General features: G+C 64.0%; 14 protein-coding genes. 5 read left to right on the top strand and 9 right to left on the bottom strand.

Features of this window, described 5'->3' with window-relative positions; all coding sequences use genetic code 11:
• Window positions 1-3 precede the first annotated feature (3 nt).
• The 7 genes from QY049_RS05310 to QY049_RS05280 form a co-directional block, all read right to left on the bottom strand.
• A complete protein-coding gene (locus QY049_RS05310) occupies window positions 4-315 on the bottom strand; it encodes a DUF3240 family protein (RefSeq protein ID WP_194476263.1) in 312 nt (103 codons plus the stop codon).
• A complete protein-coding gene (locus tag QY049_RS05305; RefSeq protein ID WP_301269155.1) occupies window positions 312-3,386 on the bottom strand; it encodes an efflux RND transporter permease subunit in 3,075 nt (1,024 codons plus the stop codon). Before QY049_RS05305 ends, QY049_RS05310 begins: the two co-directional genes overlap by 4 nt.
• Window positions 3,387-4,475, bottom strand: coding sequence for an efflux RND transporter periplasmic adaptor subunit (locus QY049_RS05300; RefSeq protein WP_301269154.1), 1,089 nt, complete (start codon window positions 4,473-4,475; stop codon window positions 3,387-3,389).
• A gap of 149 nt (window positions 4,476-4,624) precedes the next feature.
• Window positions 4,625-6,127 (bottom strand): exopolyphosphatase, encoded by a 1,503-nt coding sequence (ppx, locus tag QY049_RS05295; RefSeq protein WP_194476260.1) that lies wholly within the window; start codon window positions 6,125-6,127, stop codon window positions 4,625-4,627.
• 15 nt (window positions 6,128-6,142) lie between these two features.
• On the bottom strand, window positions 6,143-8,332 hold the full coding sequence (locus tag QY049_RS05290; RefSeq protein ID WP_258766977.1) for an RNA degradosome polyphosphate kinase: 2,190 nt from the start codon (window positions 8,330-8,332) through the stop codon (window positions 6,143-6,145).
• Between the two features lie 149 nt (window positions 8,333-8,481).
• Window positions 8,482-9,159, bottom strand: coding sequence for a DnaA/Hda family protein (locus QY049_RS05285; RefSeq protein WP_301269153.1), 678 nt, complete (start codon window positions 9,157-9,159; stop codon window positions 8,482-8,484).
• Window positions 9,160-9,252: 93 nt separating this feature from the next.
• Window positions 9,253-9,795, bottom strand: a complete 543-nt coding sequence (locus QY049_RS05280) for a CDP-alcohol phosphatidyltransferase family protein (protein WP_258761960.1) — start codon at window positions 9,793-9,795, stop codon at window positions 9,253-9,255.
• 153 nt (window positions 9,796-9,948) lie between these two features.
• Between QY049_RS05280 and purM the strand changes: the two genes are divergently transcribed.
• Together purM and purN are read left to right on the top strand one after the other, a co-directional pair.
• Complete coding sequence (gene purM, locus QY049_RS05275) at window positions 9,949-11,022, top strand: phosphoribosylformylglycinamidine cyclo-ligase (protein ID WP_301269152.1); 1,074 nt, start codon at window positions 9,949-9,951, stop codon at window positions 11,020-11,022.
• Window positions 11,022-11,675 (top strand): phosphoribosylglycinamide formyltransferase, encoded by a 654-nt coding sequence (gene purN / locus QY049_RS05270; protein ID WP_194476256.1) that lies wholly within the window; start codon window positions 11,022-11,024, stop codon window positions 11,673-11,675. The genes purM and purN overlap by 1 nt, the downstream gene beginning before the upstream one ends.
• 90 nt (window positions 11,676-11,765) lie before the next feature.
• Here the strand turns inward: purN and QY049_RS05265 are convergent, their stop codons facing one another.
• On the bottom strand, window positions 11,766-11,972 hold the full coding sequence (locus tag QY049_RS05265) for a cold-shock protein (protein WP_008551638.1): 207 nt from the start codon (window positions 11,970-11,972) through the stop codon (window positions 11,766-11,768).
• A gap of 377 nt (window positions 11,973-12,349) precedes the next feature.
• On the opposite strand from QY049_RS05265, the gene QY049_RS05260 reads away from it, so the two are divergent.
• Window positions 12,350-13,492, top strand: a complete 1,143-nt coding sequence (locus QY049_RS05260) for an autotransporter outer membrane beta-barrel domain-containing protein (protein WP_301269151.1) — start codon at window positions 12,350-12,352, stop codon at window positions 13,490-13,492.
• Between the two features lie 18 nt (window positions 13,493-13,510).
• On the opposite strand, the gene QY049_RS05255 is transcribed toward QY049_RS05260, so the two are convergent.
• Window positions 13,511-14,551, bottom strand: coding sequence for a LysR family transcriptional regulator (locus QY049_RS05255; RefSeq protein ID WP_258761957.1), 1,041 nt, complete (start codon window positions 14,549-14,551; stop codon window positions 13,511-13,513).
• Window positions 14,552-14,622: 71 nt separating this feature from the next.
• On the opposite strand from QY049_RS05255, the gene QY049_RS05250 reads away from it, so the two are divergent.
• Window positions 14,623-15,240, top strand: coding sequence for a hypothetical protein (locus QY049_RS05250; protein WP_301269150.1), 618 nt, complete (start codon window positions 14,623-14,625; stop codon window positions 15,238-15,240).
• The gene (locus QY049_RS05245; RefSeq protein ID WP_194476252.1) at window positions 15,227-15,847 is read left to right on the top strand and encodes a GNAT family N-acetyltransferase; all 621 of its coding nucleotides are present in this window, start codon (window positions 15,227-15,229) and stop codon (window positions 15,845-15,847) included. The genes QY049_RS05250 and QY049_RS05245 overlap by 14 nt, the downstream gene beginning before the upstream one ends.
• Window positions 15,848-15,862 lie beyond the last annotated feature (15 nt).

The raw sequence follows: 15,862 nt of genomic DNA, 5'->3' as shown, positions 1-15,862 counted from the left end.
TGTTCAGTCGATGATGCCGAATTCCGTCACGGGCGTCGTCCAATAGACGAGCCTGGTGCCGGCAAACGAACCCCGAATCCGATCGAGCAGGCGGACGGCTTCATCGTGCGCCAGAATGACCTGGACCATGGCTTGATCGGCATGGCCCTGGACGCGTTCGGCGGCGGTGTACAGTCGGACTTCGCCGCCGTGGCCGGCGGTGCGCGAGGCGGTGAAGCCCGAGACAATGTCGCTCTGTTCGGCGAGATAGTCGAACATCTCTTCACGGAGTTGGCGCGGCACAATCAGCGTGAGGCAGACCTGCTGGTCGGTCATTTGGCCACCTTCGACGCGCCGCCGTAGCGGCGATACAAGATCGGCAGCAGGATCAGCGTCAGCACCGTAGAGGACAACAGCCCTCCGATCACGACGACGGCGAGCGGTCGCTGGACCTCGGATCCCGGACCTGAGGCAAACAGCAGGGGAATCAAGCCGAGCGCCGTGATGCTCGCGGTCATCAACACCGGCCGAAGCCGGCGCATGGCGCCTTCGACGACGATGCGATGCTCGCTCAGGCCGTGGGCGCGCAGTTGATTGAAGTAGGAGACCAGAACGACGCCGTTGAGGACGGCAATCCCGAGCAGCGCGATGAACCCGACCGAGGCCGGCACCGATAGGTACTCGCCCGTGACGACCAGCGCGAACACGCCGCCGATCAGGGCGAAGGGGATGTTCACGAGCACGAGCAAGGCCTGCCGGATGGCGCCGAACGTGGTGAAGAGCAGGACGAAAATCAGGCCGATCGCCACAGGCACGACGACCGACAGACGTGCGGAGGCACGTTGCTGGTTCTCGAACTGTCCGCCCCAGGTCAGCCGATAGCCGTCCGGGAGCTGAAGTTCCTCCGTGACCTTCTGGCGGGCCGCTTCGACGAAGCCGACCATGTCACGGCCCCGGACGTTGGCCCGAACCACGCTCATGCGAGCGCCGTCTTCGCGGTCGATCTTGACCGGGCCGTCGACGCGTTGAATTCGGGCGACCTGCGACAGCGCGACGTGCTGACCGGACGTGAGCGTCAGCGGAAGGCTCGCGAGCAGGGTCGGTGCCTCTCTGGTCGTCTTGCTGCCCCGGACGAGAATGGGTGTGCGGCGTCCCTCCTCGAGCGCGGTTCCGATCGTTCGCCCCTCGATTTGGGTGCGGAGCGAATTGGCGATCGCGTCAACCGTCAGGCCGAGACGTCCGGCCTCCATTCGATTGACGGAAACCGTATAATATTGAGCTCCTTCGTTGAGCGTGGTGTAGACATCCTCGGCACCGTCGATGCCGGACAGAATGGCGGACAGCTTAGCCGCGGCTTCGTTCAGCCTGGCGATATCCGGACCGAAGATCTTGACCGCGACGTCGCCACGCACGCCGCTGATCATCTCCTGCACGCGCATGTCGATGGGTTGGGTGAAGCTGAGCGAGATGCCGGGAAGGCCGGAGAGAACCTCGCGCAATTTCTGCAGCAGAGCCTCACGATCTTCAGTCTGTCTTTCGGCTGCCGGCTTCAGCACGAGGAACGTGTCGGTCTGGTTGGGCCCCATGGGGTCGAGGCCGAGCTCGTCGGACCCGGTCCGTGCGACGATGCCGGCAATGTCCGGCACTGCGAGGAGCGCGGCCTGCAGCCTCCCGTTCATCGCAAGCGATTCGTCGAGATTGACGGAGGGAAGCGTCTCCACGCTGACGATGACGTCGCCTTCGTCCATGGTCGGCATGAAGGTCTTGCCCAGCCTTCCATAGGCAAAGCCGGCGGCGGCCAGACCGATCAGCGCCGCAGCCACTACCTTGCGCTCGTTGCTCAAGGCCCAGTCCAGTGCCGGTGCATAGACGCGCTGGGCCGCGCGAACGATCAGGGGATCGCGATGAGAGGCAGAACTGAGCAGGAAGGACGTCGCGACCGGGATCACCGTGAGCGCAAGCAGCAGCGAGCCGGCGAGCGCGAAAATGATCGCCAGCGCGACGGGGATGAACAGCTTTCCTTCGAGTCCCTGGAGCGTCAGCAGGGGGACGAACACGATGATGATGATGACGACGCCCGAGGCTACCGGCTCCAGGACTTCGCAAACCGAGCGGTAGATCAGGTGGATCAGCGGAGTCGTCTTGCCGGTTTCGTGCTTGCCGAGGTTGCCGACAATGTTCTCGACCACAACGACCAGCGCGTCGATCAACATGCCGATCGCGATCGCAAGTCCGCCGAGGCTCATCAGGTTGGCCGACATCCCCACTACCCGCATGACAATCAGCGCAATGACGATGGCGAGCGGCAGGCTGAGAGCGATCACGAGCGAGGCCCGCCAGTTGCCCAAGAAGAGCAACAGGAGCACGATGACGAGAGCGGTGGCCTCACCAAGGGCACGCACAACGGTCCCGACGGCGCGATCGACCAGGCGGCTGCGGTCATAGAACACGTTGATCGAAACGCTTTTCGGCAGCGAGGATTGCAACTCGGCAAGGCGGGCACGTACGTCGCGGACGAGCTGCCCCGCGTTGGCACCGCGCAAACCGAGGACGAGCCCCTCGACGGTTTCGCCGCGCCCGTTCGACGTGACTGCACCATAGCGTGTCAGCGTCCCGACTTTGACGCTCGCGACGTCGTTGACGAGGATCGGGACCCCCTCGCGCGTGTCCACGATAATGGCCTTGATATCATCGATCGAACGGATGCTGCCTTCAATCCGAACCAGGGCGCTGTCTTCGCCCTGGTTCACCCGTCCGGCGCCGTCGTTGCGGCTGTTGGCTTCGATCGCCCGGCGAAACACGTCGTAGGAAATGCCGCGGGCGGCAAGTGCGTCATTGCGCGGAACGATCTCGAAGGCGCGCACGTAACCGCCCAGAGCGTTGACGTCCGCGACGCCGGCCACTGTGCGCAAGGCCGGTCGGATCACCCAGTCGAGCAGGGTACGACGCTCGGCGAGCGAAAGCTCGTCGCTGTCGATCGTGAACATGAACATTTCGCCCAGGGGGCTTGTGATCGGGGCAAGGCCGCCGCTCGCCCCGTCAGGGAAATCACGCGAGATGTTCGATAGCCGTTCCGAAACCTGGTTGCGCGCCCAGTAGATGTCGGTACCGTCCTCGAAATCGACGGTGATATCGGCCAGAGCGTATTTCGTGGTTGAACGCAGGATCTTTTTGTTCGGCAATCCAAGTAGCTCGAGCTCGGCGGGCACCGTGATGCGTTGCTCGACCTTTTCGGGGGTGAGGCCGGGCGCCTTCATGATGATCTTGACTTGAACCGGCGAGACGTCGGGAAATGCGTCGATTGGCAGGCTGGGCAGCAGCACGGCGCCCGCGCCGATCAACAGCAATACGCTCAGGACGACGAACAGCCGCTGCGCAAGCGCGAATGCGACCAGACGCCGGAGCATTTATTGCCCCAGCCCCAAGAGGATGCCGCGAAGCGCCGAGATGCCGCCGCTCGCAATCTCGTCGCGGTCGGTGATCGGGCCGGATACCACGACATGGTCCTGGTCTTCTGCAAGGAGCGTGACCGGAACGAGGCGGAAACCGCCGTCAAAGGCGACGAATACCGACGTCTGCTCGCCTCGCCGGACGAGCCCGGCATAAGGAATCTCCCAGGCGCTCTGGCCGGCGGAGAGAAAGCCGATGCGAGCGGCGGCCGTCTGGCCGGGATGCAGCTCGCCGTCGTTGGGGACTTCCGCGCGGACCAGGATCGTCTGGGTTGCAGGATCCGTCGTCTCGGAGACCAGCACGACCTTGCCGGGCGTGGAATAGCCTTCGATCTCGACTTTCGCTCCGGTACGGATCGCTCGAATGCTAGCCGCGGGAACCGCGATTTCGGCCCATAGCGGTGAAAGCCGCGCCAACTTGACCAGCGGTGCGGATTGTTCGAGCCGCTGCCCCGGCGATACCACGAGATCGACTACGGATGCGGTCTGCGGTGCGTTGACCGTCAGCGTCGCGCTGATTGCAGTTTCCTCGACCAGCCGCGAAATCGCTTCATCGGACATTCCGCTCAGGCGCAGCATCTGTCGACGTTCGGCGACCACGAGCGTGGCCTGGCGCGCCTCGGCCTGGCTCGCCTCGAGCACGCGTTGTGGCACTGCCTTGCCGTCGAACAAATCGATGTTGCGTTTGAGCTGCTGCGTTGTCAGTTGCTCCTGCGCGATCGCGTGCAGGTAGTCGCGCTGTTGGGAGACGAAGCTGGGGCTTTCCAGAACGACCAGCGGCTGTCCGGCCGAGATGCGATCGCCGCGGCCGACCAGCAGGCTGGCGACCATGCCGGCGACGGGTGCGCTGACGACCCACAATTGCGGCGTGGGGATCACGATCTGGACGGGGTAGGGCAGCGTCAGGTCCGTCCTGCTCGCGATCGGATGAGCGACGCGCACGCCAAGATTTCTCGCCTGCTGCTCGCTCAGCTTGAGTTCGTCCTGCGCTCCAAGAACCGGCGGCGAAAGGCCAAAGGCCAGCGCGGACAAGACGCAGGCAGCCATTTTCCGACTGCGGATCGTGAGGCGAAGCCCAGGTTGGAGCAGCATGGCAGCAGTGGTCCGAAACAACGTGGCGGCACGTTAGTCCGGCACGACGCGGTCGGGTTGATTTGCATCAACCTGCCTCATTCAGCGACAGAACGGAGCGCCGCTTAGCGCCGGACGATCGAGCCGCTGCGCCCGATCAGGCGGGCGAGCTGCTTGAAACGGCTGCCGACACGGTCGGCGACGAGATCGCCGAGCCTGTGCTCGAAAACCAGCATCAGATTGCGGCCCCGGCTGCGGAAATGCGTGGCCGGCAACACGCCGGGGCGCGCGGCCGAGATCAGATGCGCGACACGGAACGCCGCACCTAACAGGCGGGCGCGTTCGAGCTGCGCCGGCGTCAGCAATTCCTGCATGGTCAACGGCGGCTGGTTCTCTTCGCTGAGGCCCGCATAGCGATAGAACACCGACAGGCCGACGAAGGCGCGCTCGCGGTGGTCGATCGCGCCGAAATTGGCGTTCACGACGAGGCTCAGCGTCTGCTCTCCGCGATGATCGGGGTGGACGCGCCAGCCGATGTCGGACAGCAGGCAGGCGGTATGACGCAGGCGGCGGTCTTCCTCAGTCTCGCGCAGCTTCACCACGCGTGCGAGGCGATCGGTCCAGGCCATCAGCTCGCGCGCGTGCTTGGCCGAGCGTGACAACAGCTCGTTCAGCTCCTCGGCGGCGCAGATCAGGCCGTCCTTGTTGCGCTCGGCCTCCGGCAGCTTCTCGTGCAACAGGCCTTCGCGCACGCCGAAGGTCGAGAACACGATGGTCTTCGGTTTCGCAACCCGGATGATGTGCTCGAGTACCAGCGCTGCATAGGTGAGGAGAGGGCGCCGCGCATCAGCGACGACTTCGATGTCGGCGAGCATGTCAACGGCGGCGAGGCGCCGCAGGCGACGGGCAAAATCGAGCGCCTCGGCCGCGGGAATGGAGTAGCCGTGCATCACCTGGAGCGGATAGCCGCTCTGGATGATGTGGATGCGCGCGAGCGCGCGCCAGGTGCCGCCGACGGCGTAGAAGGTGCGGCCACGCCCGGCGGCGAGCTGCTCGACTTCGTCGAGCGCCTCGCGGACGATGCGATCGGCGCGCTTCAGCGATTTGTGGGCGAGGTCCTGAAGCGCAAGGCCGCCGAGCGGCAACGTCACGCCGCTGCGCACGCTGTTCCTGCGCACGTCGATCAGCTCGAGCGAGCCGCCGCCGAGATCGCCGACGATGCCGTCGGGCTGGTGAATGCCCGAGATCACGCCGAGCGCCGACAGCTTTGCTTCGCGCGGTCCCGACAGGATCTCGATCTTCACGGCGCAGATGCGCTCGGCTTTCGCGATGAAGTCGGCGCCATTGGAGGCGTCGCGGCAGGCGGCGGTCGCGATCGCGAACACGCGGCCGACCTGCATCACGCGGCACAGCGCGCGAAAGCGTTTCAGCGAGGTCAGCGCCTTGTCGACGGCGTCGGGCGCAAGCAGGCCCGTGCTCTGCACCTCGCGCCCGAGGCCGCACAGCGTCTTTTCGTTGAAGATCGGAATCAAGCTCCGCGCCAGCGCCTCGTAGACGACGAGACGCACCGAGTTGGAGCCGATGTCGATGACCGCGACGCTAGCGCCACGCTTGCGCGGCCGTTTCACGGCAACAATCTCCGGTCAGGACTGATGGCGTTCGTTTCGGCGCGTGAGACGGCGCGGCGAGGATTCCTTGAGCGACTTTCCACGGCCAGACAGACTCGGATTTGTCATGAAGTAATTGTGCACGTTGAAAGGCTCCTCGCCCTTCGCGGCCTTCATACGCGTTGAGGACCCGTCCGGCAACAATTGCCAGCTCTGCTCATTGTCCTTCAGGTTCGCGACCATGATCTGTTCGAGAACCTGCTGATGCACCGTGGGATTTTGCAGCGGACACAGCACCTCGACGCGGCGGTCGAGGTTGCGCGGCATCATATCGGCCGACGAGATATACACAGCCGCTTTCGCGCTCGGCAGGCCCTGGCCCATGCCGAAGCAGTAGATTCGGCCGTGTTCCAGGAAACGCCCAATGATCGACTTGACGCGGATGTTTTCCGACAGGCCAGGGATTCCGGGCCTGAGGCAACAGATACCGCGTACCACCAGCTCGACCTGCACGCCGGCCTGTGACGCTTCGTAAAGCGCGTCGATGATGTCGGGGTCGACGAGCGCATTCATCTTCATCCAGACCGCACCAGGCTTGCCGTGACGGGCGTGCTCGGTCTCGCCCTGGATATGCTCGATGATGCGCTTGCGCAGGGTCAGCGGCGAGACCGCCATCTTTTCCAGATCGCTCGGCGCGGCGTAGCCCGTGATGAAGTTGAACACGCGCGCAGCGTCGCGGCCGATGGTCGGTTCTGAGGTGAAGTAGGAGAGGTCCGTATAAATACGCGCGGTCACCGGGTGATAGTTGCCGGTGCCGGTATGGACGTAGGTGGTGAGACTGCCGCCCTCGCGGCGCACCACCATCGAGAGCTTTGCGTGCGTCTTCAATTCGAGGAAGCCGTAGACGACCTGCACGCCGGCACGTTCCAGGTCGCGCGCCCAGCGGATATTGGCCTCTTCGTCGAAGCGCGCCTTCAGCTCGATCAGCGCGGTCACGGACTTGCCGGCTTCGGCCGCTTCGGCGAGGGCGCGCACGATCGGCGAATTGTTGGAGGTGCGATAGAGCGTCTGCTTGATCGCGACGACGTCAGGGTCGCGCGCGGCTTGTTGCAGGAACTGCACCACCACGTCGAAGGATTCGTAGGGATGATGGACGATCAGGTCCTTCTGCCTGATGGCGGCGAAGATGTCGCCGCCATGCTCGCGCACGCGCTCGGGATGGCGCGGCACGTAAGGGGTGAATTCGAGGTCGGGCCGGTCGAGCCGGGTGAGCTGCGACAGCTCGTTCATGGCGAGCACGCCGTCGACCAGGAACACCTCGTCGTCGGCGGCGGACAGGGCGTGTTGCACGAAGCTGCGCAGCTGCTCCGGCATCTTGGCGTCGATTTCGAGCCGGATCACCGATCCGCGGCGGCGGCGCTTCAGCGCGGTCTCGAACAGGCGGACGAGATCTTCGGCCTCTTCCTCGATTTCGAGCTCGGAGTCGCGGATGATGCGGAAGGCGCCCTGGCCGTGGAGGCTGTAGCCCGGAAACAGGCGGTTGATAAACAGGCCGGTCAACTGCTCCAGCGAGATCAAGCGAACCTTGCCCTCGGCCGGCAGGCGGATGAAGCGGTCGATCTTGCCGGGCATGCGGATCAGCGCGTTCATCGGTTTGCCGTCGGCCTCGCGCGTCAGCTGGAGCGCGATGGTGAAGCCGAGGCTCGGGATGAACGGGAAGGGGTGGGCCGGATCGATCGCCAGCGGCGTCAGCAGCGGGAACACGTTGTTGAGGAAGTAGTCCTCGAGCCAGGTCCGCTCCGCCTTGGTGACCTCCTTGCCGTCGACCAGCACGATGCCGACATCGGCGAGCGTGCCCCGCAGGTCGCGCCAGATCGCCTGCTGATCGCTGGCAAGCTGCGACACGGTGCGGTTGATCAGGGCGAGCTGCTCGGACGGGGTCAGGCCGTCAGGTGCGCGCTCGGCAATGCCCTCGCGGACCTGCGCCTTGATGCCGGCAACGCGGACCATGAAGAACTCGTCGAGGTTATTTGCCGAAATCGACAGGAATCGCACCCGCTCCAGCATGGGGTGGCTGGCGTTGACCGATTCCTCAAGGACGCGGCGGTTGAAATGCAGCCAGGACAGCTCGCGATTGATGAATCGCTCAGGGCTCGAGGCGATCGCCGGCAGGCTCTCGGTCTCCGTTGCTTTCTCTTTTGTTTCAACAGCTTGCGCGGAGTCCATGAGAAGTCGGTCCATCCAGTTTGCCCCAATTTGCGACTTATGCGCAAAACCGGCCGGAGCATGTGTTAGTGCGATGACGTTTCGATGACATTGATGTTCCGCCGCAGCGCCGCGTCAAGCGGGCCTGGGGGCCAAGCGCCGCCTGGCGGTCAGACGTCGCGAAGCAACTCAGCGGCGAGCGCACGGGTGACGGGGCGGCCAAGCCGCAGAGCCTCGCAATCGAGCAGTTCCACGGCGCGCCTGGCCGCGGCTGAGGACCTCTCGAGCCGGGTCGCGAGGTAGCTCACCACGGTTTCGTCCACCGTGAGCTGGCGGTCGGCGCAGAACTTGATGATCAGGCCGCGGAACAGCTGGTCGTCAGGCGGCAGCAGCGAAATAAGGGGAATCGTCCGAAACCGGGATCTGAGGTCGCGGAGCTCGACTTCGATTGCCGCCGGCGGCTCACGTCCGGTGAACAGCATGTAGGCGCCGTCCTCGCGGGCGAGGTTCATCAGATGGAAAAGGGCGCGCTCGTCAAAATCACCGGCTTTGAGATCCTCGACCACCAGCGCGCCGGTCGCGAGCGCGCCGGGCACGTCAGGGGCGCTCAGCGCATTGGCAGTGGTGGAGCGGGCGCCTGATACCTCGGCCCAGATCGCGGCGAGATGGCTCTTGCCTGAGCCTTCGGGTCCGGCGAGCCACATGATCCGGTTTGGCCATTCAGGCCAGCCGTCGATCAGGGCAAGGCCGGCGGCGTTGGCAGGGCCCTCGAGGAAATTGTCCCGGCTGAGGCTTTCCGCATGCGGAAGCGAAAATGCCAATTGTCGGGGGTGTACGCGGCCTGCCACGCTTGCTCTGCTCCGTGCCGGCACGCCGGCGCCAACTGAAAGAGATTCGATTTATTCGATCGGGAGTTGGCCTTTTACGGGGCCGCGTCCCTCTCATTTGGCTTCGATCGTGCTCATGTGCCGCAGCCACTCGACCAGATAGAGCGATACGGAGGACAGCGTGAACAGCGTGACGAAGCCCATCAGGATTATATCATAGGGCGCCGGCTTGAAGCCGAAGGCGAGCGCGGCCAGCACCAGCGCCGCGTACGCGACCTGTGCGGCTGTGTTGAGCTTGGAGACCTTCGAGGGCCTCATCTCGACCGGCTTGTCGAACAGCCAGGACACGATCACCGCGGTGACGATCATGATGTCGCGGGAGACCACCAGGATCACGATCCAGCGGGGGATGTCGCCCCAGATGCCGAGCGACAGGTAGATCGACACCAGCAGTGCCTTGTCGGCCAGCGGGTCGAGCAGGGCGCCGAGTTCGCTGGCCATGTTGAAGCGCTTGGCGAGGAAACCGTCGACCGCGTCGCTGAAGCCCGCGATCAGGAAGACGGCGAATGCCACCTCCATTTGGCTCGACACGATGGCCCAGACGATGATCGGGACCAGCATGATGCGGCCCAGGGTAATGATGTTCGGAATACTCACGCGGCGCTTCCCGGCACCCGACTTGACCTCGAAATCCGGCCCTTGGAGGCTGAACCGGTTGATATCTACATAGTATAGGGCGGGGCGCCACGCTTGCCATTGCGTGTCCCCGGAATTCGACGTAACCAGCCGCAAACCCACTGGAAATCGGGCATGACCGACCGCAAAAACGGCCTCACCTACGCCGATTCAGGCGTGGATATCGACGCGGGCAACCGCCTCGTCGACCTGATCAAGCCGATGGTGCGCGCCACCGCACGGCCGGGCGCCGACGCCGAGATCGGCGGATTCGGCGGCTTGTTCGACCTCAAGGCGGCCGGATTCAAGGACCCCGTCCTGGTTGCGGCCACCGACGGCGTCGGGACCAAGGTCAAGATCGCGATCGAGACCGGCCTGCATGGCGGAATCGGCATCGACCTCGTCGCGATGAGCGTCAACGACCTCGTGGTCCAGGGTGCCGAGCCGCTGTTCTTCCTGGACTATTTCGCCTGCGGTAAGCTCGACCCGGAGGCGACGGCTGCGATCGTCGCCGGCGTCGCCGAAGGCTGCCGCGAGTCCGGCTGCGCTCTGATCGGCGGCGAGACCGCCGAAATGCCCGGCCTCTACAAGGACGGCGACTACGATCTCGGCGGTTTTGCCGTAGGCGCCACGGAGCGTGGCACCTTGTTGCCGCGCAAGGACATCGCCGCGGGCGACGCCGTGATTGGCCTCGCCTCGTCGGGCGTCCACTCCAACGGCTTCTCGCTGGTGCGCAAGATCGTGGAACAGTCCGGCCTCGGCTTCGAGGCGCAGGCGCCGTTTGCGCCGGTGATGACGCTGGGTGGCGCGCTGCTGACGCCGACCCGGCTCTACGTCAAATCCTGCCTGCGGGCGATCCGCGAGACCGGTGCGGTGAAGGGCCTCGCCCATATCACCGGCGGCGGCTTTACCGATAACATTCCCCGCGTGCTGCCGAAGAATCTCGGCGTCGGCATCGATCTCGCCCGTTTGCCGGTGCTGCCGGTGTTCAAATGGCTTGCAGCCCAGGCCGGCATTGCCGAACTCGAGATGCTGCGCACGTTCAACTGCGGCATAGGCATGATCGCGATCGTCCAGCCCGAGAAGGTCGACGAGGTCGTGCGTGTCTTCACAGATGCCGGCGAGACCGTGGCGCGGCTCGGTACCGTAATCCCGGCCGAGGGCGAGAACCGCGTCGTCTATAACGGCCATCTCGATCTGGCGCTGTGATGAAGCGCCGCGTCGCCATCCTGATCTCCGGCCGTGGTTCCAACATGTCCGCGCTGATCAAGGCAGCCAGCGCCGCGGATTTTCCGGCGGAGATTTCGCTCGTCATCTCGAACAAGGCCGATGCGCTTGGCCTCGAACGGGCCAAGGCGGCCGGCGCGAAGACGCTGGTGATCGAGAGCAAGCCATTCGGCAAGGACCGCGCCGGCTTTGAAGCGGTATTGCAGGCAGCCCTTGATGAGAACGGCATCGAGCTGATTTGTCTCGGCGGTTTCATGCGCCTCTTCACGGCCGAGTTCGCGAAGGCATGGTACGGGCGGATGCTGAATATCCATCCCTCCCTGCTGCCGTCCTTCCCCGGCCTCGATCCGCATGGTCAGGCCTTGCGCGCCGGCGTCAAGCTGTCTGGCGCGACGGTGCACTTCGTGATCCCCGAGACCGATGCCGGTCCGATCGTGATGCAGGGTGCAGTGCCCGTCAGCGATCACGATACGGCGGAGACGCTGTCCGAGCGCATCCTCGAAGTCGAGCATCGCATCTATCCGGCGGCGCTGAGCCTGCTTGCGACCGGCAAGGTCAAGATCGAGGGCGATGTCTGCAAGACGACGGGCAGTTCGGCGTCAGAGAATTTCCTGATCGCGCCGGTGGCGAACTGAAGCGCGGCCTGCATTTCGTCCTCCAAAACAAAATCCCCCGGCAGAGCCGGGGGCAACGTCATGATCTCTCGCGCTTAGCGTCGAGAGAAATCAGGAGACCTTGAGGTTCTCCGCGGACGATTTGCCGCGGTTCTCCACGAGGTCGTATTCAACCACCTGGTTCTCATTCAGGGTCGAGAGTCCGGCACGCTCGACTGCGGAGATGTGGACGAACACGTCCTTGTCGCCGCCGTTTGGCTTGATGAACCCGTAACCCTTGGTGGGGTTGAACCATTTGACGGTGCCCTTTTGTGGCATCGTTAGTCTCCTCCGCTAGATACTAAAAAGACGCGGCCGCTGTTTCGCGTGCCACGTCACAAACGGGCTTCCGGAAGTCTGTTCGAGTCTTGAGGCTGTCGCGAAACGCACAGTCGAGCGGCCAATTCCGATTGTGTATGGTATTCCAACACGAAATTTGCGCGCTAGCAAGCCGCGCGCGAATTTCAAGACCGTATCGAAAATGTACCGCTGCAATTTGCGACCTGTGGCAGCGGAACCACAATCAGGCGCAATTGCCCCGGCGACATCCTGCCCAACGGTTGACCCCTCGTGGCAGTTCGGCACAAATCGCCGCACCTGCTCGCCGTCCGTGTTGCATTCTTGCGGGCAGCTTTTTTGCTTCGGGATTAGTCGTCATGTGCTGCACTCCGCAGCCCCAGGGGATACGGCAGACGATCGGGCTGGACCGTGTCCGCCGGATCGTGACGGCACTCGCCTTGGCCCTTGCGGTTGTGGTGATGATACCGGCGACATCAGGTTTCGCGCAGACCCCGACGCCGGCAGCGTCTCCGACGCCCATACCGTCTCCGAATCCGACGTCGACCAATTACGACCAGTCGGCCGGCAACAGTGCGCTGGATCTCGGCTCGAACTTCCTCGAGCGGCTCGGCAACCAGGCCTCCGGCGGAATCAACCGGGCGTCGCGCACCAATCCGGGTGGGGGCGGCGCGTCCGAGAGTACCGAGGATCCGCGCTACCGCACCTGGTACGAGGGTTACGGCATTTCGATGCGGACCGATCCGCAGGGCGATTTCGTCGGCGACAAGCGCAAGACGTTCGGCGGCGTCGCAGGCTTCGGGGCGCGCATCGTGCCGGGTGTCAATCTCGGTTTCTCCGTCGACCAGAGCCATACCGACATCGACGTGCCGCTTGCGCTCCAGTCTGCGACCCTCGATCTGACCCAGATCGGTTTCAACGGTTCCATCGACAAGGGGCCTTGGACCTGGGCCTTCGCGGTCGTCCACGGCTTCGGCAAGGTCCATTCCATCAGGGACACCGGCTTTGGCTTCGCGACGGCGGGCTATCGCGCGGCGGTCGACGGCGCGCTGACCGAGATCAGCTATTACTGGACCAAAGACCAGATGCGCATCGTGCCCAAGGGGGCGCTCGAATATGTGCGCGCCACGGGCGCAGCATTCCAGGAGGCCGGCGGCCTCGACCCGCTTACCGTCGGCTCGAGCGCGATCGCGCGCGCGCGCGTCATGATCGGCGCCGAAATCGGGCGGTATTTCATTTTCGACCGGAAGATTCTGGACCTTTCGGCCTATGGCAAGTTCGTCGATAATTTTTATCAGGATTTGGGCTCGGTGCAGGTCAGCCTCGGGACCCAGAACATCATCGTCCCGGGCATCGGTGAGAGTCGCTACGGCATGGACGCCGGGGCGTCGGCCTCGCTCAGCCTCACCAACACCGCGCGCCTCTACGTCAACTACGACGGCAAGTTCCGCAACGAACTGACGTCGCACCAAGGCACCGTCGGCTTCGAGTATCGGTGGTGAGACGCCGCGCGTTCGACTCTACGTCGGCGTCGCCGCGACATAGCCGGTCAATCCAAAGCCTTCTCGCGCCGCCGTCATCATAGGCACCAGCGCGTTCGGATGGATGAATTCGTCGCGGAAGCAGGGATAGGTCTTGGGGTCGAAGATCTTCTTCAGCCAGTCGACCACGATCTTGTGCCGCTCGGAGGCGCGGAACTCCTTGTGATAGGTCAGCCAGAGGTCGGCGTGGTGGCTGACGCCCAGGTCGACGGCGACGAGGGGCGCACCGAGGGCGATTGACACCGTTGGCAGGAAGCCGATGCCCGCGCCGCGCTCGACCGCGTAGAGCACGCCCACCGAAGAATTGGTCTTGATCCCGACGATGCCCTCCAGCGACTTCAACCCGAGCACGCGGGCGTAAGCGCCGTCGTCGACCTGCGGTGCGCTCTGCTTGACGATGCGGTGACTCGGCAATTCGGCGAGCGTCGCCGGTACGCCGTAAAGATCCGCATAGTCTTTCGAGACGAACGGATAGATGTGCAAACGACCCAGCTTGGCGACGATGAGATCGGGATTGGTCGGCGGCTCGAGTTGAATCGCGATGTCCGACTCCAGGCGCGCCACATCCGCTTGTTCCATGGCGCAACGCAGGTCGACGGTGATCTTGCGGTAGGTCTTCTGGAAATCGATCAGCCGCGGCAGGATCCAGAAATTGCCGGGACCTTCCGTCACCGCGACGCGTACGGTGCCCGATGTGTCGTTCGACGAGCGCGAGGCGCGGCGGAAGACGTTGAAGGCGTGACGTTCCATGTGCGCGACGTCGGCAATCATCGCGGTGCCCTCGTCGCTGAGCGTGAGCCCGCTCTGGTCACGCAGGAAAAGCTTGCAACCGATGCTCTCTTCGAGCCGGTCGATCCTGCGCATCAATGTGGTGGAGGTGAGCCCGAGTTCCTCGGCCGCGTTGCGGAAACTTTTAGATTTTGCGCAAGCTAAAAAGAGTTTCAAATCGTCCCAGGACGCATTTAGCGCTTCTTCATGGTGCTGCATCATTGCAGCACCCCGGTGCAATACTTGCTGCATACTCCTGATCTCCAGCCGCTAAGCTCCTGCTCGTGGCGGCGTTCAAAACCCCTGGACGATAGAGGGACGACATGAGTATGGAAAGGGGCTCGTTTGCCGCGAGGCATGATTTCGATGCCTTGCCGCTGAGCCCGGACGTGGATGTCCGTTGCGCGCAATTTTCCGAAATCGCCGCACTTTCCGAGATGGCGCACCGACTGGTGCCGGGTGTGCAGATTGGGGCGGTTGAGCTCGCGAGATATCTGGCCTTCGATCCCCAGAGCATCCTGACGTTTACCCGGAAAGGCAATCTGCTCGGCGGCATGGCTTTCCTGTTCCTGAATGACTGCGGACATGATGCGCTGATGCTGGACGATATCTGTCTGACCGCGCCCGAGACACGCTATCTCGCTTCCGCGAATGACGACGTGGCCGCCATCTACATCTGGGCAATCGCGACGACGGGCCGCGGCATCGCTGGTCTTGGCAAGGCCGCGGCTCATCTGCGGCAGACGAGATTTCGCGGCGCCGATTGCTATGCGCAGCCGTCGACCGCAGCCGGCCGCGAGATCATGAGGGCAACGGGATTTGCGCCGATCTCGAGCTTCCAGCCCGACCTGTGGTGTTACGAGCGCCCTTGGCATCGGCAGCCGATGCGGATGCCGGGCGCGATCATCCAAGCAAGGAGTTATGCAGATGCACGGCACTAGGATTCCCCTCGCCAAGCCTGACTCCCGCGCAATCACCATCCGTCTTGCGCGCGATCCAAGCGATCTCATGCTGGTCACGGCCATTCGCTCCGCGGTCTATCTCGCCGAGCAGGATTGTCCGTTCGACGAGGAGTTCGACGGCAACGACATGGTTGCCGCGCATTTCATCGGCTATGTCGGCAACGAGCCGGCGGGTTGCCTGCGCGTGCGGTTCTTCGGCGATTTCGCCAAGGTGGAGCGGCTTGCGGTGCGGCACCAGTATCGACGCTCGCGCGTCTCGTTCAAGCTGGTGCAGGCGAGCGTGGACTATGTGAAGCGCAAGGGGTTCCGCAAGATCTATGGCCAGGCGCAGGATCGGCTGGTCGACTTCTGGGCTCATTTCGGCGCCAAGCCGCTCGGCCACAACCGCAAGATCACCTTCTCGGACTTTTCCTATACGGAAATGTTGCTGGAGATCGAGCCGGGGCCGGACGCCATCACGCTGGACAGCGATCCCTATGTGATCATTCGCCCGGAGGGCGACTGGGATCGTCCGGGGGTGCTCGACGCCTCGGCGGGGCGCGCGGTCACTTCGCCGCTGCGGGACCTCGCGCTCGCCGACCGCTGAAACGGGTGCAGCTCT

Origin of the sequence: Bradyrhizobium sp. WYCCWR 13022 (assembly GCF_030435535.1) — a bacterium.
Taxonomy (GTDB): Bacteria; Pseudomonadota; Alphaproteobacteria; order Rhizobiales; family Xanthobacteraceae; genus Bradyrhizobium.
This window is presented reverse-complemented; position numbering and strand designations above follow the sequence as displayed.